This is a genomic window from Komarekiella delphini-convector SJRDD-AB1 (assembly GCF_014831675.1).
Classification (GTDB): Bacteria; Cyanobacteriota; Cyanobacteriia; order Cyanobacteriales; family Nostocaceae; genus Komarekiella.
In genome coordinates, this window is record NZ_VJXY01000036.1 from 15,997 (window position 1) to 32,254 (window position 16,258).

A 16,258-nucleotide genomic window follows, 5' to 3' on the forward strand; every position below is an offset into this window, starting at 1 on the left:
CTATCTTTAGAAATACAACAAATTGAAGAGGTAATTAGATTCCGATGTAGATACAACAAAGATTATCTCGGTCTTTATTGAACGTGAGTTCGACGAATCAAAGCCAAAAGGCTTGTCTGAAAAGAATTCCTAAATTAGATCGCACATTAATGTCAATAAGTTAATTTATTGACTAGAAAATGTGTGATGTCTGACCACACCACAAGTCATTACCCTACTTATCAAAAAGTTTCCCTTGGTTAGATACTGCGTTGCTCTTTTAGAGTTGAAGCAAGTATCTGTTGGTCTACGGGTTCTCCTTAGAGTAAGGGTTGTGCTTTGCAATACGCGTTTACGTCAACGCTAAAGAAGATTTGACAAAAGTTTGAAAGCTATTTTGCTTATCGAACTCACGTTGTTAATGGAAATACATCTGAGTGTTTGCAGAGTGTTTGCACGCAAGTTTTGTAGGGTTGTTATTAATGCGTAAACCGGTTCTAACAATTTTTTACCAATTCAATCCTTGGAACACCAGTATTGGAGGAATTCAGACACTAATTAAGACTTTTATCAAGTACGCACCCAACGAATTTGAAGTGCGTCTTGTCGGAACAGGAGATGAAAATCAGCCTACTCTGAAGTGGCAAGCAGCAGAACTAGCAGGTAGAGAAATTAGCTTTCTCCCTTTATTTTTCTTGAAAAATGATAATTTCAGGAGTCTGATACCTACCACGCTCAAGTATACGGCTGCCCTTTTAGGACGTTGCTTGTCCTCAGATTTTATGCACTTTCATAGACTAGAACCAAGCTTGGCAGCCTGGAATTGGCATGGAGAAAAAACTCTGTTTATCCATAATGATATTCACACGCAGATGCAAGCTGCGGGTGATCAAAAGGCGATTTTGTGGCGAAAATTTCCCGCAGCATATTTTGCTCTAGAAAGTTTATTAGTTCGCCAGTTTAGCCAAATTCTTTCATGCAATACCGATGCAGCAGAATTTTACAAACAGCGTTATCCCCTGGTGCAAGACCGTGTTGCATACATCAAAAATTCGTTTGACAACGAAATTTTTTACCCCTTGAGTCAGGCACAACGGCAAACCTATCGGCGCGAACTAGCTCTCAAGCTGGGTTTGGATGAAGAAACACGTTTTATTTTGTTTGCAGGTCGGCTGCATCCGCAAAAAGATCCGGTGCTGTTAGTACGTGGGTTTGCTGCTTTGAATCAACCGCAGACTCATCTTTTGATAGTGGGTGATGGGGAATTAGCGACGGAAATACGTGCGGAAATTGGTCGGTTGGGATTGTCTGGTCGAGTGACGATGTTGGGAGCAGTGGCGATAGAGGAGCTGGCAAAGTTACATCGTATTTGCAATATCTTTGCTCTCAGTAGTGCTTATGAAGGCTTACCATTGGTAGTTTTGGAAGCGCTAGCCAGTGGGACGCCAGTAGTGACAACTAGATGCGGTGAAACCCCAAAATTGTTAGCTGCTGACAGTGGGGTTGTTTGTGAACAACGAACACCAGAGTGTATAGCAGATGCCTTACGCCAAATAATACTGCATCCTGAAAACTATCCAACTGCTTCTTGTGTAGGAACTGCACAGCCCTACGCCGCCCGCACTGTTATCCAGGGTTTTTATAGCAAGATGCTAAGTCGTTGGGAACTGCCTAGCAACTCGGCTCTTAGCTAATAACTAGACTAGATGAACCATTTTGAGAAAAGAACTGATGCCATGAAAATAGCCGTCATTGGTGCGAAAGGTTTGCCTCCCAAACAAGGAGGAATTGAGCATTATTGTGCAGAAGTGTATCCCCGTATGGCCGCGCAGGGTCATTGTGTTGATTTATTCGCCCGGTCTTCTTATACCAACTGTTCTTGGTTTGACCACTATGATTATTGGGGTGTGCGAGTCATCTCTTTACCAGATTGGCGTTTACGTGGTCTTGATGCTTTGATGACTTCAGCATTAGGAGCGATCGCTTCTTGTGTCCAGCAATATGATATCGTTCATTTTCACGCTCTAGGCCCATCTCTATTTACTTGTTTACCCAAAATTACCACTTCTGCAAAGGTTGTAGTTAGCTGTCAGGGATTAGACTGGCAACGCGCCAAATGGGGCAATTTGTCCAGTCGCCTGATTCTGACGGGGGAGAAAGCAGCAGTGCGCTATGCCCACGGGCTGATTGTGGTGTCAAAAGACCTCAAATCTTACTTTCTCCAAACCTATGAGCGGGATACAGTCTACATCCCCAACGCTCCCGCCAGCTATAGTGCATCAGACCCCAACTTTTCTTACGGTACATCCCTCGGTTTAACAAAGGGGCGCTACATTTTATTTTTGGGCAGACTAGTACCAGAAAAGCGTCCAGACTTACTCATTGAGGCCTTTCGTGCCTTGAAACCAGCTGGATGGAAACTTGTTCTAGCTGGAGGTGTCAGCGATACTAAATCCTTTGCGGCAAAACTATTAGAAACAGTCGCTAATGATCGAGATATCTTATTCGCGGGTGAACTCCAGCGTTCTCGTCTCTGGGAAATCGTCCGGGGAGCAGGATTATTTGTCTTACCTTCTGATGTGGAAGGACTACCTCTGGCAATGTTAGAGGCGATGCGCGAAGGTATACCCGTTCTGGCAAGCAACATCCCAGCTCACCAACAATTAATTAGCGATCGCCAGGGAATGCTTTTTACAGCAGGAAACCTAGACTCTTGTATTACTTCTCTAGACTGGGCGATTAATCATCCTACTGAAATGGCGGCAATGGCTAAGAATGCACAAAAATATGTGCAGCTTCAATATAGTTGGGATCACATTACTTCTGAAACCTTAAAACTATACACAACAATTCTGAATTCATCTGAGCCGGAAGGTATATCAGAACCTAATAGCAGACTTGTTGGGTTTCTCGGCAAAAAATAGGTTGTCATTTGTTAACTGCAAAGGACGATTAACCAATGACTAATGATACCAATTCAAATAATGTTTGCGACACATAAATTCTTCGTAGGGGCACGGCAGTGCCGTGCCCCTACCCATTTGTCGCTAATGCCCAATCATCAAGGTATATGTAATGGAGAAAGGCTTTTCATCTTTACCAGCAGTTTTAAAGCGGCGAAGTTTGCCAGCTTTAGCTACATTTGCTGCTGTAATTGGGGGTGCAGTTGTCTATCTAACCTTTGCCCCACGTATGTATCAAACATCAGCACGACTAATGCTAGATGACAAGAGGGTGAGTGTTTCCGATCTAGGACGTGACCTTACTCAAGTGCCTGTGGGTATCCCTGGTGGCCCTAGCCCCTTGGCCGATGCAGCAGAATTAGTCAAATCACAACCTGTTTTAGAGCGATCGCTAGCGAAGGTTTTTCCTGAGCCTCAAAACCAGCGGACAATTAAGCAATTCAGTAAAGATTTGCGAGTGAAAATCGTCCCAGCTACGAATATTTTGGTTCTAAGCTACCAAGCTCAAGACCCAATTCTGGCCGCAAAACTTGTCAATGCTGTTTCCCAGACAATGGTTGAGGAAAGTGCAGAACAGATCCGCAAAGAAGCTGCAAGCGTACGGAATTTCTTGGCAAAAGAAGTACCAACAGCTCGGCTACGACTGCAACAAGCAGAAGTTGTAGAAAACAGATATAGACAAGCTAGTGGTATTGTCTCGTTTGAAGACCAAAGTAAAAGTTTAGTCAATAGTTTAGCCAATCTGGAGGATCAGGAGCGAACTTTAGCTGGTCAACTTCAAGGGGCGCGATCGCGTGGTGCATCTCTACGACAAATTACCTCCACCACAAATCTCAACAATGCTTATGCCGCTGTACGCGGTGGTCAAGATGAACAACTCCAGAAGTTACGCGCCAAATTGGCAGACTTAGGGACGCAACTCATCGATGCTCGTTTGCGCTTTACAGAGAACCATCCCACTGTAATCACACTGCTTGAGAATCAGCGAGATGTCCGTGCTTTGTACACGAAGGAATTAGCTCGCCTCTCACCTGGAAATTCAGCCATTTCCCCCAGCACGATCGCATCCGATTCTCTGAGTCAGAATCTCACTTCTGAACTGATTAATAATGAGATTGAACGTTTGACAGTGGCAAATAAGCTACGAGTTGTCCAGTCTGTGAAAGCTAACCTCCAGGCTCGCTTAGCACAACTGCCAATTCAACAGCAACCACTGACTGCACTCACTCGCCAACGGGAAGAAGCAGCCGCATCCCTAAAATTGTTGCAAAGCAAATTAGAAGAAGCACGGATTGCGGAAGCCCAGCTAATTGGCAACATCCGAATTATCGAAGAGGCGAAACCAGCGACTTCTGCCACTTCTCCCAACCGGGCGATCGTATTGGTGTTGGCCACCGTATTGGCAACTATTTTAGCCATTATTGTTGTACTGCTGTTGGAGGTGATGGATAACACACTTCACGATGCTTCAGAAGCCGAGGAACTACTGAAAACACCCTTACTAGGAGCATTACCCACCCTACCCGAATCAATGCTTAGCCTGCAAGGCTCAGAAAGCTTCCTGGATGATATTTCTTTGGTTGAGCCTTACCGGATGCTGCTGAAAACCTTAGAGTTTCGTAGTTCTAAGAAATTGCGGAGCATTGTAATTAGTAGCACTCAATCCGGTGAAGGTAAATCAATAGTGGTTTCGCACTTAGCTGCTGTCTGTGCCATGTTATCTCGGCGGACATTGATAGTGGATGCAGACTTGCATCGCCCCATGCAACATAAACTATTCAACTTAGCTCCAAAGCCAGGAATTACCGATGTGCTTGACGGGCGTCAATCTTTATTAGAGGCAGCACAACCAATAAATCATATCAAAAATCTTTCAGTATTAACTTGTGGTGAACTGTATGAACGCCCCTCGCAATTACTAGAGTCAGATGCAATGAAGTCACTGATAGCAGAAGCTACCGCTAAATACGATTTTGTGATTATAGATACTCCTTCACTTAGCGCCAGTGCTGATGCTGCTACTTTAAGTCGGTACAGCGACGGCATCATGCTAGTTACACGTCCCAGTTTCACACTTAAGGAATCACTGCAAAAAGCCATTTCAGAGCTTACACAAAATCGCACATCGATTCTGGGAGTGGTGGTCAATGGTACAACAGATCAAACTGAAAAGTCTTACCGCTATTTCTCCCGACCTCTCAAACGTTTAACCAGTTTAGGGAGTACTGTCAATGCGTTTAACGGTTCGAGGTCTAAATGACGATGTTGACTAATCAACGCGCAAGTTTTTTGATGACATGGATTGTGTTGGCAGGTCTGGGGATTGGTATATTTGCGGGCTTTCTTGCCAGCGTTCGTCCTGCTTACTTGGGTCTAGTGGCGATCGCAATACCATTAGTTTTCTACTTCTTTACCAGATTTGAGCAAGCGGTTATTGGTCTATTAATTGTCCGTAGCGCTCTCGATCCTTTCTCTGATCAGCAAATACCAGCAGCGTTTGCTATTGGTATTAATATCCTGACTTTACTTTATGTGGTAGCAACATTACTGGTTGGTCGGCCAGTCCGTACTGATCGTTTCTGGTGGTTGTTTGCAGGCTGGGTAGCCCTACAGGGTTTATGGGTAATACTCATACCTCTGGGAGGACAGTGGCATCACACTGGTGTTTGGCGAGATGGCGTCCGCGAGTGGGTGCGTCTTTTTTCCTGGCTGATGGTCTACTTGCTGGTAATGCAGCTTAAAGATCGAGTCCATCCGCAAAAGATTATCTCTGCATTATTTTTTGCTCTCGTCATCCCCTTAACGGCAGCATTGATGCAGACGATCCTTCCCGTTTCGCTCCTACCAGCTATACTCCGAGGAACTCAAGACCCAATTCTGGGAGAGATTTCCCGGATTAACGGTACTCTTGGTCTTTCTAATACCTTTGTAACTTTTCTGTTGCTGTTCATCGGTTTAACTTATTGGAAGCTAAGTCAGTCGCAGCAGCGTTGGCCTTGGCTAGTGTTACTTGGCTTACTCTGCTTTTTTTATGTGAGTACTAAAGCCCTGTTTGGCTTGATGATCCTGGGTATTTTTATTCTGGTTTTAATTGCACCAAGATTAAGCATGATTAATCTGATTGGTGGAGCATTGTTATTTGGTATAGTCATAGCCCTATTTGCCAGTACAGAGTTTGGACAACAGCGCCTTAGTTCCCTAGCTCAAACACCGCTATTCAATTCAGATATGGATATATCACGAGCGATTCTTTTAGCTCAGGGAGATTACAACAGTTTTAACTGGCGATTATCACAGTGGAGTTATCTACTAAAGGCTTGGGAGCAGTCTCCAATCTTTGGTTATGGTCTGGCGACTAGCCGCCATTTAACTATTTACAAGAATTATGCTCATAACGATTATCTAATGGCTCTAGCAGAAAGTGGAGTTATAGGTCTTTTAGTTTTTCTAGCCTTTCTCGGTACTCAAGTTACACATTTCATTAAGTTACTCCAGCGCACTTCCCGGAACATAGCTCAGCAAAAGCTGTGTTGGGTGTTGTTAGCGATGCTTTTGTCCATAATGGTCGGCATGATTACTGAGAATATTTGGACTCACACAACTTTCTTTTTTTACTGGTGGACTTTGTTTGCAATTACTGCTTGGGACTGGAATCAACCAAAGCTTCTGGACAACTCTGTGGCTGAGTAAGACCTCTATAGCAATCACATACGCAAAATGACCCAGCGCTTGATTGACTCTAGCAATCACACCCAACTAACAGCACGACGACATCAACGACCTTATCGGGTAGTTTTGGTGCATCCAAGTGCAGGGGTTAACTGGAGTGGTGGCTCAGAAATATTTGCCATTGAGCTTGCTCGTAGCCTCAATGCTGACTTTGAAGTGGAATTATTAGCAGGCGCACCCTGTAGCCCTTTTTATTATCCGGCTGGTGGTATTCCTCGCACAAAGGCACGTCAGATTCTCAATTATTTGTCGATCGCTTCTGTAATGAGACGGTTTTCTCCTCATCCTGACATCGTTATTGAACACCTGACTAGTTTTTTGCCTTGTGCTATGCGATTGCTACAACACCCAGCCGATCTGATTTTTCCTTGTAATGATTACGGAGGTTTAGCAATGGCAGCTTTTGTGCGTGCCCTAATTGGTACGCCGATTGTTTATACCGAACATACTGGATTGCTAAATCAAGGCCGATCGCTTGCACGCAACTTGCTATTTCAGCCGGATCATCTTGTAGTCTTTTCAGAAACGATGGCTGATTTTGCGCGGACTTTACAACCTTCCCAAGCTACCAGCATTATTCTCAACGGTGTAGATACTAACCGCTTTACACCTGAAGGCGAAAAGATGGCCTTGGGTTTAAACAAACCTCTGGTTTTATGTGTAGCTTCTCTCAATCGTAACGGACACAAGCGAGTTGAACTAGCAATGCAGGCAGTTGCTTGTTTACCGCAAGTCAGTTTTCTGATTTGTGGAGATGGCCCTGACCGAGCATATTTTCAATCTTTAGGTGAGAAATTATTAGGAAGCGATCGCTTTGCCATCAAAACTTTTCCTGCTGAGCAAATGCCTAAAGTTTATCGCAGTGCAAATGCATTCACTCTACCTTCTATTAATGAACCATGTGCTCTTTCTTATCTGGAAGCAATGGCTAGTGGTTTACCAGTAGTGGCCACAGACGATGAAATGCGTCGCTATGTTGTTGCAGATGGTGGAATTCTCTGTGATGTCACAGATATAGATAGCTATGCTGCTGCTATTGCCAAAGTTTTGAGTGGAAATTGGCAGCAGAAAGCAAGACGGATTGGCTCGCGTTTTAGCTGGGACGCTGTTGCTTTGCGCTACCGCGATGTCATTTTAAAGACAATTCTTCAGTCTAAAAAATCTTAGTTTTATGAGCTTGATAGTATGCCAAAAGTTTCTGTGATTATTCCCGCCTACAATGCAATGACTTATCTGCCGGAAACTTTAAAAAGTGTTTTGAGGCAGACTTTTATAGATTTTGAGGTGTTAGTTATTGATGATGGTAGTACAGACAATATTGGGCAATGGGCAAATGATTTAATAGATTCACGAGTTAAATTAATTGTACAACCCAATCAGGGTGCTTCCGTGGCACGCAACACAGGAATTGCTCAGGCACAAGGTGAGTATATAGCATTTTTAGATGCTGATGATCTGTGGAAGCCAACTAAGCTAGAAAAACAAGTGCGTTATCTAGAAGATAACCCAACAGTAGGCTTGGTACATACGAATATGTTGTTAATTGATTGGCAAAGTCGGTCTTCAGGTAGAGTCATGAAATCCAATGCAGAAGGAGATGCTTTAAAACAATTACTGAGGCAAAATACTATAGTTACTTCTTCTGTCATAGTCCGCAATGATTGCCTGAAAACTGTTGGTGAATTTGATCGGAACTTACGCTACTCTCAAGACTGGGATATGTGGGTTCGGATTGCTGCTCGCTATCCTTTTGCTGTAATTAAAGAACCTCTAGTTTGCTATCGACAGCATCAAAATAATGCCACAAAAAACTGGCAGATGTTAGAACAAGGTTTTGGAATGATTGAGAAATTATTTCAATCAGTTTCACAGGAGCTAATGTATTTAAAAAACCGCAGCTATGGTTATGCGAGTATCTATTTAGCTTGGAAAGCAATACAAAATGGCGATCGCCAACAGGCAATATATTTTCGCACCCAAGCGATCGCTTATTATCCGCAGCTACGCTACTCTTCTGGATGTATTCGTCTCAGTGTAGCGATCGCAATTATGCAATGTTTAGGCGCTGATGGTTTTAACAGAGTACTGGCACTAATCTACGCCCTGCGTCGGCGATTTGTATCAATTATCGCACAGTGAGCTTCTCGAAAAAAGGCGATCGCTATAGGTTGGATTTGAGCTATGGTGATCGTCTGCTGGTTAAGATTTGAAGGCTACGTTTGAGTCAAATAAATGCTTCAAAGTCTGCGATGCTCATTTTTCTACTTCCTTACTTGTTTGGTATTAAAAAATTAGAGATATCTGGCTAATTTGGAATCAGTAAACAGTAAACAGTAAACAGTAAACAGTTATCAAGGGGTATGGTGGGGAATTTAAACCCGTCAGATAGCGCCTGCCATTAATCGGCTTTGGGTTATTAGTTTTCAGTTGGAAGTGAGTGCCCCCTTACTGGTTCCCCTTAAACCCAATTATCTTGACTGTTTACCGTTTACTGTTAACTGTTTACTGTTAAATATGACACAATCACTAGAAAAATTCCCTCGATATAGGAAGTGATTATGGGACTACGCCATCAAGCCTTAAAAGGCGGATTTATCATGCTTATCCGTCAAGGTTTGGGTATATTGCTCAGCTTAGTCGGCGTGATATTAATTACTAGAGTAATCGGCCCAACTGAGTACGGACTTTTTGGAGCAAGTAGTGGTATTGTCATCTTCTTTTACCGTTTAGCTCCATCAGGTCTGGATGCTTATCTACTTCGCAAAAAGACTAATCCAGAGCAACATGAGTACAATCAAGTTTTTACTTTGTTGCTATGCATTAATATTATCTGTGTCGTCGGTCTTGTGCTAGGCAGACAGATGATTGCTCAATTGCTCAGGCTTCCAGAAGTTGCACCGCTTGTGGGAATTTTGGCTTTAACTATACCTCTGAGTACTTTAAATCTGCCTTGGGTAGTAAAGCTGGAACGTGACCTAAACTATCAGCGCATAGCATATATTGAGTTACTTAGCCAAATTAGCTACTATCTGGTAGCAGTGCCATTAGCACTACATGGATATGGTGCTTGGTCGCCCGTTCTTGGCTTATTCACACAGCAAGCTTGCCAATTATCACTAAATTACTTTAGTAGCAAGCTGCGGTTGCGCTTATCCTGGAATCCAGATTTAATTCGGACAATGCTTGAGTATGGACTAAGCTATGCTAGTTCGATTTGGATTTGGGAATTGCGTACGTTAGTCAATCCTGTGATTGTGGGACGTTTTGCTGGGGCTGAAGCCGTTGCCTTTGTGGCTCTATGCATTCGCCTGGTTGAGATGCTTTCTTTTGCTAAAACAGTAACCTGGCGACTGGCTATGGTGGCACTTCCTAAATTAGGAGATGACAAAACTCGTATACGCAAGAGTATTCAAGAGGGAATGCGTTTGCAAGTACTGGCAGTTGGGCTACCAATGGCGGGGTTTTCTCTAGTGGCTCCTGTGGTTTTGACGCTCGTTTTTGGTAAAAATTGGTATCCGGTGCTGCAAGTACTTCCGTTTATTGCCGTTAGCTATCTTTCCCATGCCATTTTCAACTTACATCGCTCAGTACTATATTTAGAGTGTAAAAATCTTCTGGTGACTTGGTTTCACCTAGTTCACATAGCAATTTTTGCGGGAAGTGCGTTTTTGCTAGTACCGCGCTTGGGGATGATTGGTTATGGCTGGGCTGAAATCTGTGCGTTAGCTAGCTATTTTATTCTTCACCTATACACTGTTAGAGAAGTAGGTAGTCTAAATTATACTGAACCACTTGTTTGGTACATGATCTCGGTTGCTGTTTTGATTTTTAGTGCATTCAGCGGTTCAGTCCGTTACCTGTCTTGCTTGTTATTACTGCTTCCACTAACATCAACTAAAGAGAGAAACAGCTTAGTTGGCTATTTTAAAATATTGAAATCTTAAAGCTGATAAAAATAGATCAATCCTGAATTAGCTTTCTGATTCACAACTACAACTATGTATTTTTTTGGCGCTCTGTTTGCGATCGCTCATTTGCTGCTGCAATCTATCAACAATCAAATCTTGGTTGGTTAATCATTCTTTGAGTAGATAGTAATAGTACTGTTGGCTTATGTAGCTGATGATCATTACTAGTACTTAGTTATTTCATCTTGGTTACATAGGTAATATTTATATTTATATGAATAATGGTTAAGAAAAAATAAAATCATCAAAAACTTAGATAAGTAGTTGTAGTTTTATAAAGTATAATTAAGAAAAAGATAGACAAGTCTAAGCAGTTAATAATGAGCAGGCAAAAATTGCCTCAAATGCTTTCCTTTAATAGGTTAGGTTTTAATTGTTTTAGATTAAAGACTATTGTTATCCTGCACTTGCAAACAGCTTGCTAGTCGGGAGATAAACGAACAAAATTGTAAAATTCCCAGTCAAAGAGGCAAAAAAAGGCGTGGGTCAGTATCAAACTGCTCAGCTAAAGCAGTATAATCCAGACGCGATCGCTCGTTACTATCGTTACCGTCCCTGGCAAGCTTGGGGGCGACTGCTAAGAATTATCTGGTCTTTTACAGGATTTATACTCAGTCTTAAGTGGGACGAATGGCAAGATCAAGTTGAGCAGAACAAGGTAAAACGAGCTATCCAGTTGCGAGAACTGCTCACCCGCCTCGGCCCTACTTTTATTAAAGTTGGTCAAGCCCTCTCTACTCGGCCTGACCTCATACGCAAAGATTTCTTAGAGGAACTGGTAAAGCTGCAAGATCAGTTGCCACCTTTTGATAGTGCGATCGCCTACCAGATGATCGAAACTGAACTAGACCGCCCAATTCACGAAAGTTTTAGCGAACTTTCTCCGACGCCAGTAGCGGCTGCGAGTTTGGGTCAAGTCTACCGAGGTCGTTTGGTGAGTGGCGAAGAAGTCGCTGTAAAAGTACAACGCCCCAACTTACGCCCAGTTCTGACACGCGACCTGTATTTAATGCGTTGGGCAGCAGGTTGGCTAGCTCCCTGGTTGCCCCTGAATCTCGGTCACGACCTAACTTTAATTGTGGACGAGTTCGGGACTAAATTATTTGAAGAAATCGACTATATCAATGAAGGTCGCAACGCCGAAAAATTTGCTAGTAACTTCCGCAACGACCCGCAAGTCAAAGTTCCAGCTATTTACTGGCGTTACACCAATACTCACGTTTTAACCCTGGAATGGATTAACGGCTTCAAGCTAACAGATACTCAACGCATCAGAGAAGCAGGTTTAGACCCAGAAGCAATTATCCAAATTGGTGTTACTTCGGGTTTGCAACAGTTGTTAGAACACGGCTTCTTCCATGCTGATCCCCATCCCGGCAATTTGTTCGCCATACCCGATGGTCGGATGGCTTACATTGACTTCGGCATGATGGATCAATTAGAGGAAAACACCAAAGAAACGCTGGTGGATGCCTTAGTGCATCTTGTAAATAAAGACTACATGGATTTAGCCGAAGACTTTGTAAAATTGGGTTTTTTAACGCCAGACACGAATATTTGCCCAATTGTGCCAGCATTAGAAGCGGTGCTAGGAAACGCCATTGGTAAAAATGTCAAGGATTTTAACTTCAAAACTATTACCGATGAATTCTCGGAGTTGATGTACGAATATCCTTTCCGAGTTCCGGCAAAGTTTGCTTTGATTATTCGTTCGCTGGTAACACAAGAAGGTATCGCTCTGAGCCTCAACCCGAATTTTAAAATTGTCGAGGTAGGTTATCCATACATAGCACGACGGTTGCTAACAGGGGAATCGCCAGAATTGCGGCGGCGCTTACTCAATGTGTTATTTAAAAATGGTAAATTCCAGTGGCAGCGTTTAGAAAATTTAATTGCGATCGCTCGTACTGATGGCAACTTTGATGTCTTACCCACAGCACAGATGGGATTTCAATATCTGCTGTCGGATGAAGGCAAGTTTCTCCGGCGTCAGTTGGTGCTTGCGATTACTGAAGATGACCGCCTCCACACCGAAGAAGTCCAACGTCTGTGGAATCTGGTTAAAGATGACTTACAGCCAAATCGTTTATTCAATTTAGCGATCGGGCTTTTAAGTGATTTATCTAGAGAAGGCGCAGCAGCTATTTTACCAAAAGCTACTTTCCTTGTGCCTTTTGCAGGACAGTCAGCAAGTAAAAAGTAAAACATCAGAATTTGCATAGCATATCTTGTTTTAATATCATTCAGGAGTTTTAATGTACTATTTCCCTCTGCAACCCCCCTATTTTCTATTACTTGTTGGCTTTTTAGCAGCATTAACTTCTGGTTTGGCGTTATCTGGTACTTTAAAAGTAATTGTGCAGAAATGGCCAAGCGAGCGTACCGAAACTACTAAACCAAGTTCCTCATTAAAACAATTGTTTGTGCCATTTATTGGCATAACTGGCGGTGTTTGCTTATTTCTCTCTTCAGGTTTAGAGATATTTGGCTTTCCCTCATTGCTAGCTTTAGGAGTTGGTCTACCTGTTAGTCTGCTTACTTGTTTGTTAGTTTGGTTGCAGTTGGGAAGTATGCTAACCTTTGCCGAACGCCGAGGAATGCAATCTTTAGATTTAGATTCTTTCTCTTAGAGATAAGACAAGACGCTTTTAATTAGACTTATTGCAAAAATACGAATAAGCGAAAAAATAACCACAGAGAGAAGTCGGAGCGGCGGCTTCCGCCGATGGTCTGTATCACTGCCGAGAGGCGCAAAGCCTTGCGCCTCTCCCTTGTGTCTAAAGGACACAAGGCAACCGTTCTGAAAGAACGGTTGGGCAGTAAGACCCGCATAGCGATCTGAACTTCGGTGTAAACACTGATAAATACCGATGAATTAAGACATCATTAGATGCGCTTGTGGGGAATAATGAAAATGAGGTTGGAACGATTTTGCATGGTTTCAGCCTCTATTTTTGTAGGAGGTTTACCGATTCAATTAATGATTGCAACAAATCCTTTGGTAGAGAAGTTACATTGCAACGTCTCGACATGGTCTATCTGTCACATTCTTTTCTTAAATTGGTATAACTTGACCCGCTAGCTAAATCAAGAGGGGATGGATGAAGAATAGCCGCGTTGTCATTGTTGGCGCTGGATTCGGTGGGTTGCAAGCTGCCCAATGTTTAGCTGATTCTGGTGCAGATGTATTGTTAATTGATCGCAACAACTATCACACCTTCATACCGCTGTTGTATCAAGTTGCAACAGGTCAACTAGAACCTGAGTACATTGCTTACCCTATCCGCACAATTTTACGGCGATTCTCTTGCCTGTGGAATGCTAAAGAAACGAGACGGCATCGAATACCCAAAGTTCAGTTTTTGATGGCTGAAGTTCAACAAGTTGATTTTTCAGCGCAGATCATTGAAACAGATGATTGTGTAATCAGCTACGACTTTCTCGTGCTTGCAACTGGAAGCCAAACGCGGTTTTTAGGAGTTCCTGGAGCATCAGAATATGCCTTTTCAATGAGAACATTAGAAGAGGCAATAGCATTGCGAAATCATATTTTCTCTTGTTTTGAAAAAGCTATCCAGGAATCTGATCCATCACGACGTCAACAACTACTTACGTTTGCTATTGTAGGCGGTGGCCCAACAGGTGTTGAGATGGTCGGGGCCTTCGTTGAAATGCTTCGAGGTCACTTACGTCAGGATTATCCAACAATAGATTTAGGGCAAGTCAGGCTGATTCTTGTGCAATCAGGCGATCGCTTATTAGCTGATTTCCCACAGAAGTTGGGAATCTACACCTACAAGCGATTACGTCAGTTGGGAGTAGAAGTTTACTTGCAAACAAGAGTCAACCAAGTAACTCTAGGATCTGTGCATCTTCAAAACAACCAAATAATTCCAACTGCAACCGTAATTTGGACAGCAGGTTTAGAAGCTAACTCTCCCGCGACATCAGAGGAGGTAGCTTTAGCAAACAAAGGAAAATTAATTGTTCATCCCACTCTACAATTGTTAGAGCAACTCCATGTCTATGCCATTGGGGATCTTGCATACCTAGAGAAAAATGGTAAACCCTTAGCTGGAATTGCGCCAGAGGCACTACAACAGGGCGTTACTGTAGCACAAAATATTAAAAGGCAGCTTCGAGGTAAATTGCCAAAACCCTTTAGCTACTTTAACAACGGAAGATTAGCGATTATTGGTTGTTATTCAGGTGTTGGAAAAATTGGCGCGTTTGCATTTACAGGTTTCTTTGCTTGGCTGATGTGGCTAGGAGTTCATTTAGTATATGTTCCTGGCTACCGCAGTCGTTTGCTGGTATTACTTACCTGGCTTCATACTTATTTATTGCGCGATCGCGCCGTTCGCTTGATTCTGTCCACTAAAAACGTTGGTATTCAAAACAGCCAAGTGCTTCCAAAACCAAAGTTAGATGTTTTTCAAAAGTCGCGTTGATCTAAATTCATATAATCGCTAAAGAAAAAATAGGCAACCTTTGCATACTAAGCAACACATCATATAGGCTGGAACACTCCGAGTATTCTATTCAGTAAATTGATTTATATAAGAGGTTTATTGAGTAATTCTATCCTTGAAATTGCGATAGTTGAGCTTAATGTTATTGACTTTTTGCTGAATAAAACTGCTAGTAGTCTTTTGTAAACGCATTAAGGGACTCTCAACCCTAAAACTTTGAGGTCTTAGTTCTGGCGAGGTTAAATACCGATAATGCAAAAACACATCTCTGTATGGAACGTTGACATCTTCACCAGCGCAAAGTTGAGTAAAGGTTGATGCACCTATACTCATAAAGTGCAGATATGTCAGTCGCCGTTCTTGGTCATAAAGGATGTTATTTACCACATCAAAATTAGAACTCCAGTGATTACCAGTCGCTTTCTCTGAGTCATGGTAAGCAAAGTTATAATATGAAATTCCGCTCCTTAATACCATGTAGTTAAATAAAGATTGGTCAGGTGCTACTAAAGCCATTACATCAGCTTCACCAGCCTCTAATTTGTTGAGAATATCTACTAACATATCTTGAGAAAAAATATGTTTTTTAGATGCAAACCAACCAGCACAGAATATCTGAGACTGCAATTTTTCTTGATTGAAAACTTGCTTTAAAAGCTCTGGTGAACCATCAAAAATGTACTTTAAGTCAGACTTATACTGAAAATCATTTACTACCCAATCATAATTATCTAACTTTTCATATACATAATCTATTGGCCCCATTAATAAGGTATCTGCGTCAAAATAAATAAATTTATCAAAGGGGCCATCAAATGCACAGAATTTGCGGTGCATGGGTAACTCATATAAATCAGAGAAACCCCACTCTCGCCAAGTTTTTTGTGCTCTTGGATAATTTTTCCATATCTGAGTTGCAAAGTTATCCCAATAAGTAATAGCAGCAGAGTTTTCAAATAAAGTCACATTATCTCTAGCTGCAATCTCTTCTCGCACCTTGTCTAACCGTTCATTATATGGAATTATACAAATAGGAATTTTTTTACCAGCATTAGCCTCTATGCTGTTGAGTAATGCAACTACTTGGTCATAGACCACATCATTACCTAGGATGTAAATACCATCAGTCATCGGGATACTCCTAATA

11 protein-coding genes are annotated in these 16,258 nt (G+C 42.3%); 10 read left to right on the forward strand and 1 reads right to left on the reverse strand.

The window, feature by feature from the left end; translation table 11 throughout:
- Window positions 1-461 precede the first annotated feature (461 nt).
- From FNW02_RS25695 to FNW02_RS25740, 10 genes are all read left to right on the forward strand, one after another.
- Window positions 462-1,673 carry a glycosyltransferase gene (locus tag FNW02_RS25695; protein WP_191760318.1) on the forward strand — a complete coding sequence of 404 codons (1,212 nt, stop codon included), beginning with the start codon at window positions 462-464 and terminating at the stop codon, window positions 1,671-1,673.
- A gap of 42 nt (window positions 1,674-1,715) precedes the next feature.
- Window positions 1,716-2,903 (forward strand): glycosyltransferase family 4 protein, encoded by a 1,188-nt coding sequence (locus FNW02_RS25700; protein ID WP_191760363.1) that lies wholly within the window; start codon window positions 1,716-1,718, stop codon window positions 2,901-2,903.
- Window positions 2,904-3,054: 151 nt separating this feature from the next.
- Window positions 3,055-5,202 (forward strand): GumC family protein, encoded by a 2,148-nt coding sequence (locus tag FNW02_RS25705; RefSeq protein WP_191760319.1) that lies wholly within the window; start codon window positions 3,055-3,057, stop codon window positions 5,200-5,202.
- A 2-nt stretch (window positions 5,203-5,204) separates the two neighbouring features.
- The gene (locus FNW02_RS25710; RefSeq protein WP_191760320.1) at window positions 5,205-6,632 is read left to right on the forward strand and encodes an O-antigen ligase family protein; all 1,428 of its coding nucleotides are present in this window, start codon (window positions 5,205-5,207) and stop codon (window positions 6,630-6,632) included.
- 27 nt (window positions 6,633-6,659) lie between these two features.
- Window positions 6,660-7,838 (forward strand): glycosyltransferase, encoded by a 1,179-nt coding sequence (locus FNW02_RS25715; RefSeq protein ID WP_191760321.1) that lies wholly within the window; start codon window positions 6,660-6,662, stop codon window positions 7,836-7,838.
- An 18-nt stretch (window positions 7,839-7,856) separates the two neighbouring features.
- Window positions 7,857-8,810 (forward strand): glycosyltransferase family 2 protein, encoded by a 954-nt coding sequence (locus FNW02_RS25720; RefSeq protein WP_191760322.1) that lies wholly within the window; start codon window positions 7,857-7,859, stop codon window positions 8,808-8,810.
- A 419-nt stretch (window positions 8,811-9,229) separates the two neighbouring features.
- On the forward strand, window positions 9,230-10,615 hold the full coding sequence (locus FNW02_RS25725; RefSeq protein ID WP_191760323.1) for an oligosaccharide flippase family protein: 1,386 nt from the start codon (window positions 9,230-9,232) through the stop codon (window positions 10,613-10,615).
- Between the two features lie 505 nt (window positions 10,616-11,120).
- Window positions 11,121-12,842, forward strand: coding sequence for an AarF/UbiB family protein (locus tag FNW02_RS25730; protein ID WP_191760324.1), 1,722 nt, complete (start codon window positions 11,121-11,123; stop codon window positions 12,840-12,842).
- 52 nt (window positions 12,843-12,894) lie between these two features.
- The gene (locus FNW02_RS25735; protein ID WP_191760325.1) at window positions 12,895-13,269 is read left to right on the forward strand and encodes a hypothetical protein; all 375 of its coding nucleotides are present in this window, start codon (window positions 12,895-12,897) and stop codon (window positions 13,267-13,269) included.
- A 471-nt stretch (window positions 13,270-13,740) separates the two neighbouring features.
- Entirely contained in the window at window positions 13,741-15,090 is a 1,350-nt protein-coding gene (locus tag FNW02_RS25740) for an NAD(P)/FAD-dependent oxidoreductase (protein ID WP_191760326.1), read from the forward strand.
- Between the two features lie 117 nt (window positions 15,091-15,207).
- Here FNW02_RS25740 and FNW02_RS25745 read toward each other — a convergent pair whose 3' ends face one another.
- Window positions 15,208-16,242, reverse strand: a complete 1,035-nt coding sequence (locus FNW02_RS25745) for an Npun_R2821/Npun_R2822 family protein (RefSeq protein WP_191760327.1) — start codon at window positions 16,240-16,242, stop codon at window positions 15,208-15,210.
- Window positions 16,243-16,258: the final 16 nt, after the last annotated feature.

Excerpts from the sequence above, each read along its gene's own strand:
- FNW02_RS25725 (WP_191760323.1), top strand. The coding sequence starts at position 9,230 with ATGGGACTACGCCATCAAGCCTTAAAAGGCGGATTTATCATGCTTATC.
- FNW02_RS25695 (WP_191760318.1), top strand. The coding sequence starts at position 462 with ATGCGTAAACCGGTTCTAACAATTTTTTACCAATTCAATCCTTGGAAC.
- FNW02_RS25735 (WP_191760325.1), top strand. The coding sequence starts at position 12,895 with ATGTACTATTTCCCTCTGCAACCCCCCTATTTTCTATTACTTGTTGGC.
- FNW02_RS25715 (WP_191760321.1), top strand. The coding sequence starts at position 6,660 with ATGACCCAGCGCTTGATTGACTCTAGCAATCACACCCAACTAACAGCA.
- FNW02_RS25710 (WP_191760320.1), top strand. The coding sequence starts at position 5,205 with ATGTTGACTAATCAACGCGCAAGTTTTTTGATGACATGGATTGTGTTG.
- FNW02_RS25745 (WP_191760327.1), bottom strand. The coding sequence starts at position 16,242 with ATGACTGATGGTATTTACATCCTAGGTAATGATGTGGTCTATGACCAA.
- FNW02_RS25705 (WP_191760319.1), top strand. The coding sequence starts at position 3,055 with ATGGAGAAAGGCTTTTCATCTTTACCAGCAGTTTTAAAGCGGCGAAGT.
- FNW02_RS25720 (WP_191760322.1), top strand. The coding sequence starts at position 7,857 with ATGCCAAAAGTTTCTGTGATTATTCCCGCCTACAATGCAATGACTTAT.
- FNW02_RS25700 (WP_191760363.1), top strand. The coding sequence starts at position 1,716 with ATGAAAATAGCCGTCATTGGTGCGAAAGGTTTGCCTCCCAAACAAGGA.
- FNW02_RS25740 (WP_191760326.1), top strand. The coding sequence starts at position 13,741 with ATGAAGAATAGCCGCGTTGTCATTGTTGGCGCTGGATTCGGTGGGTTG.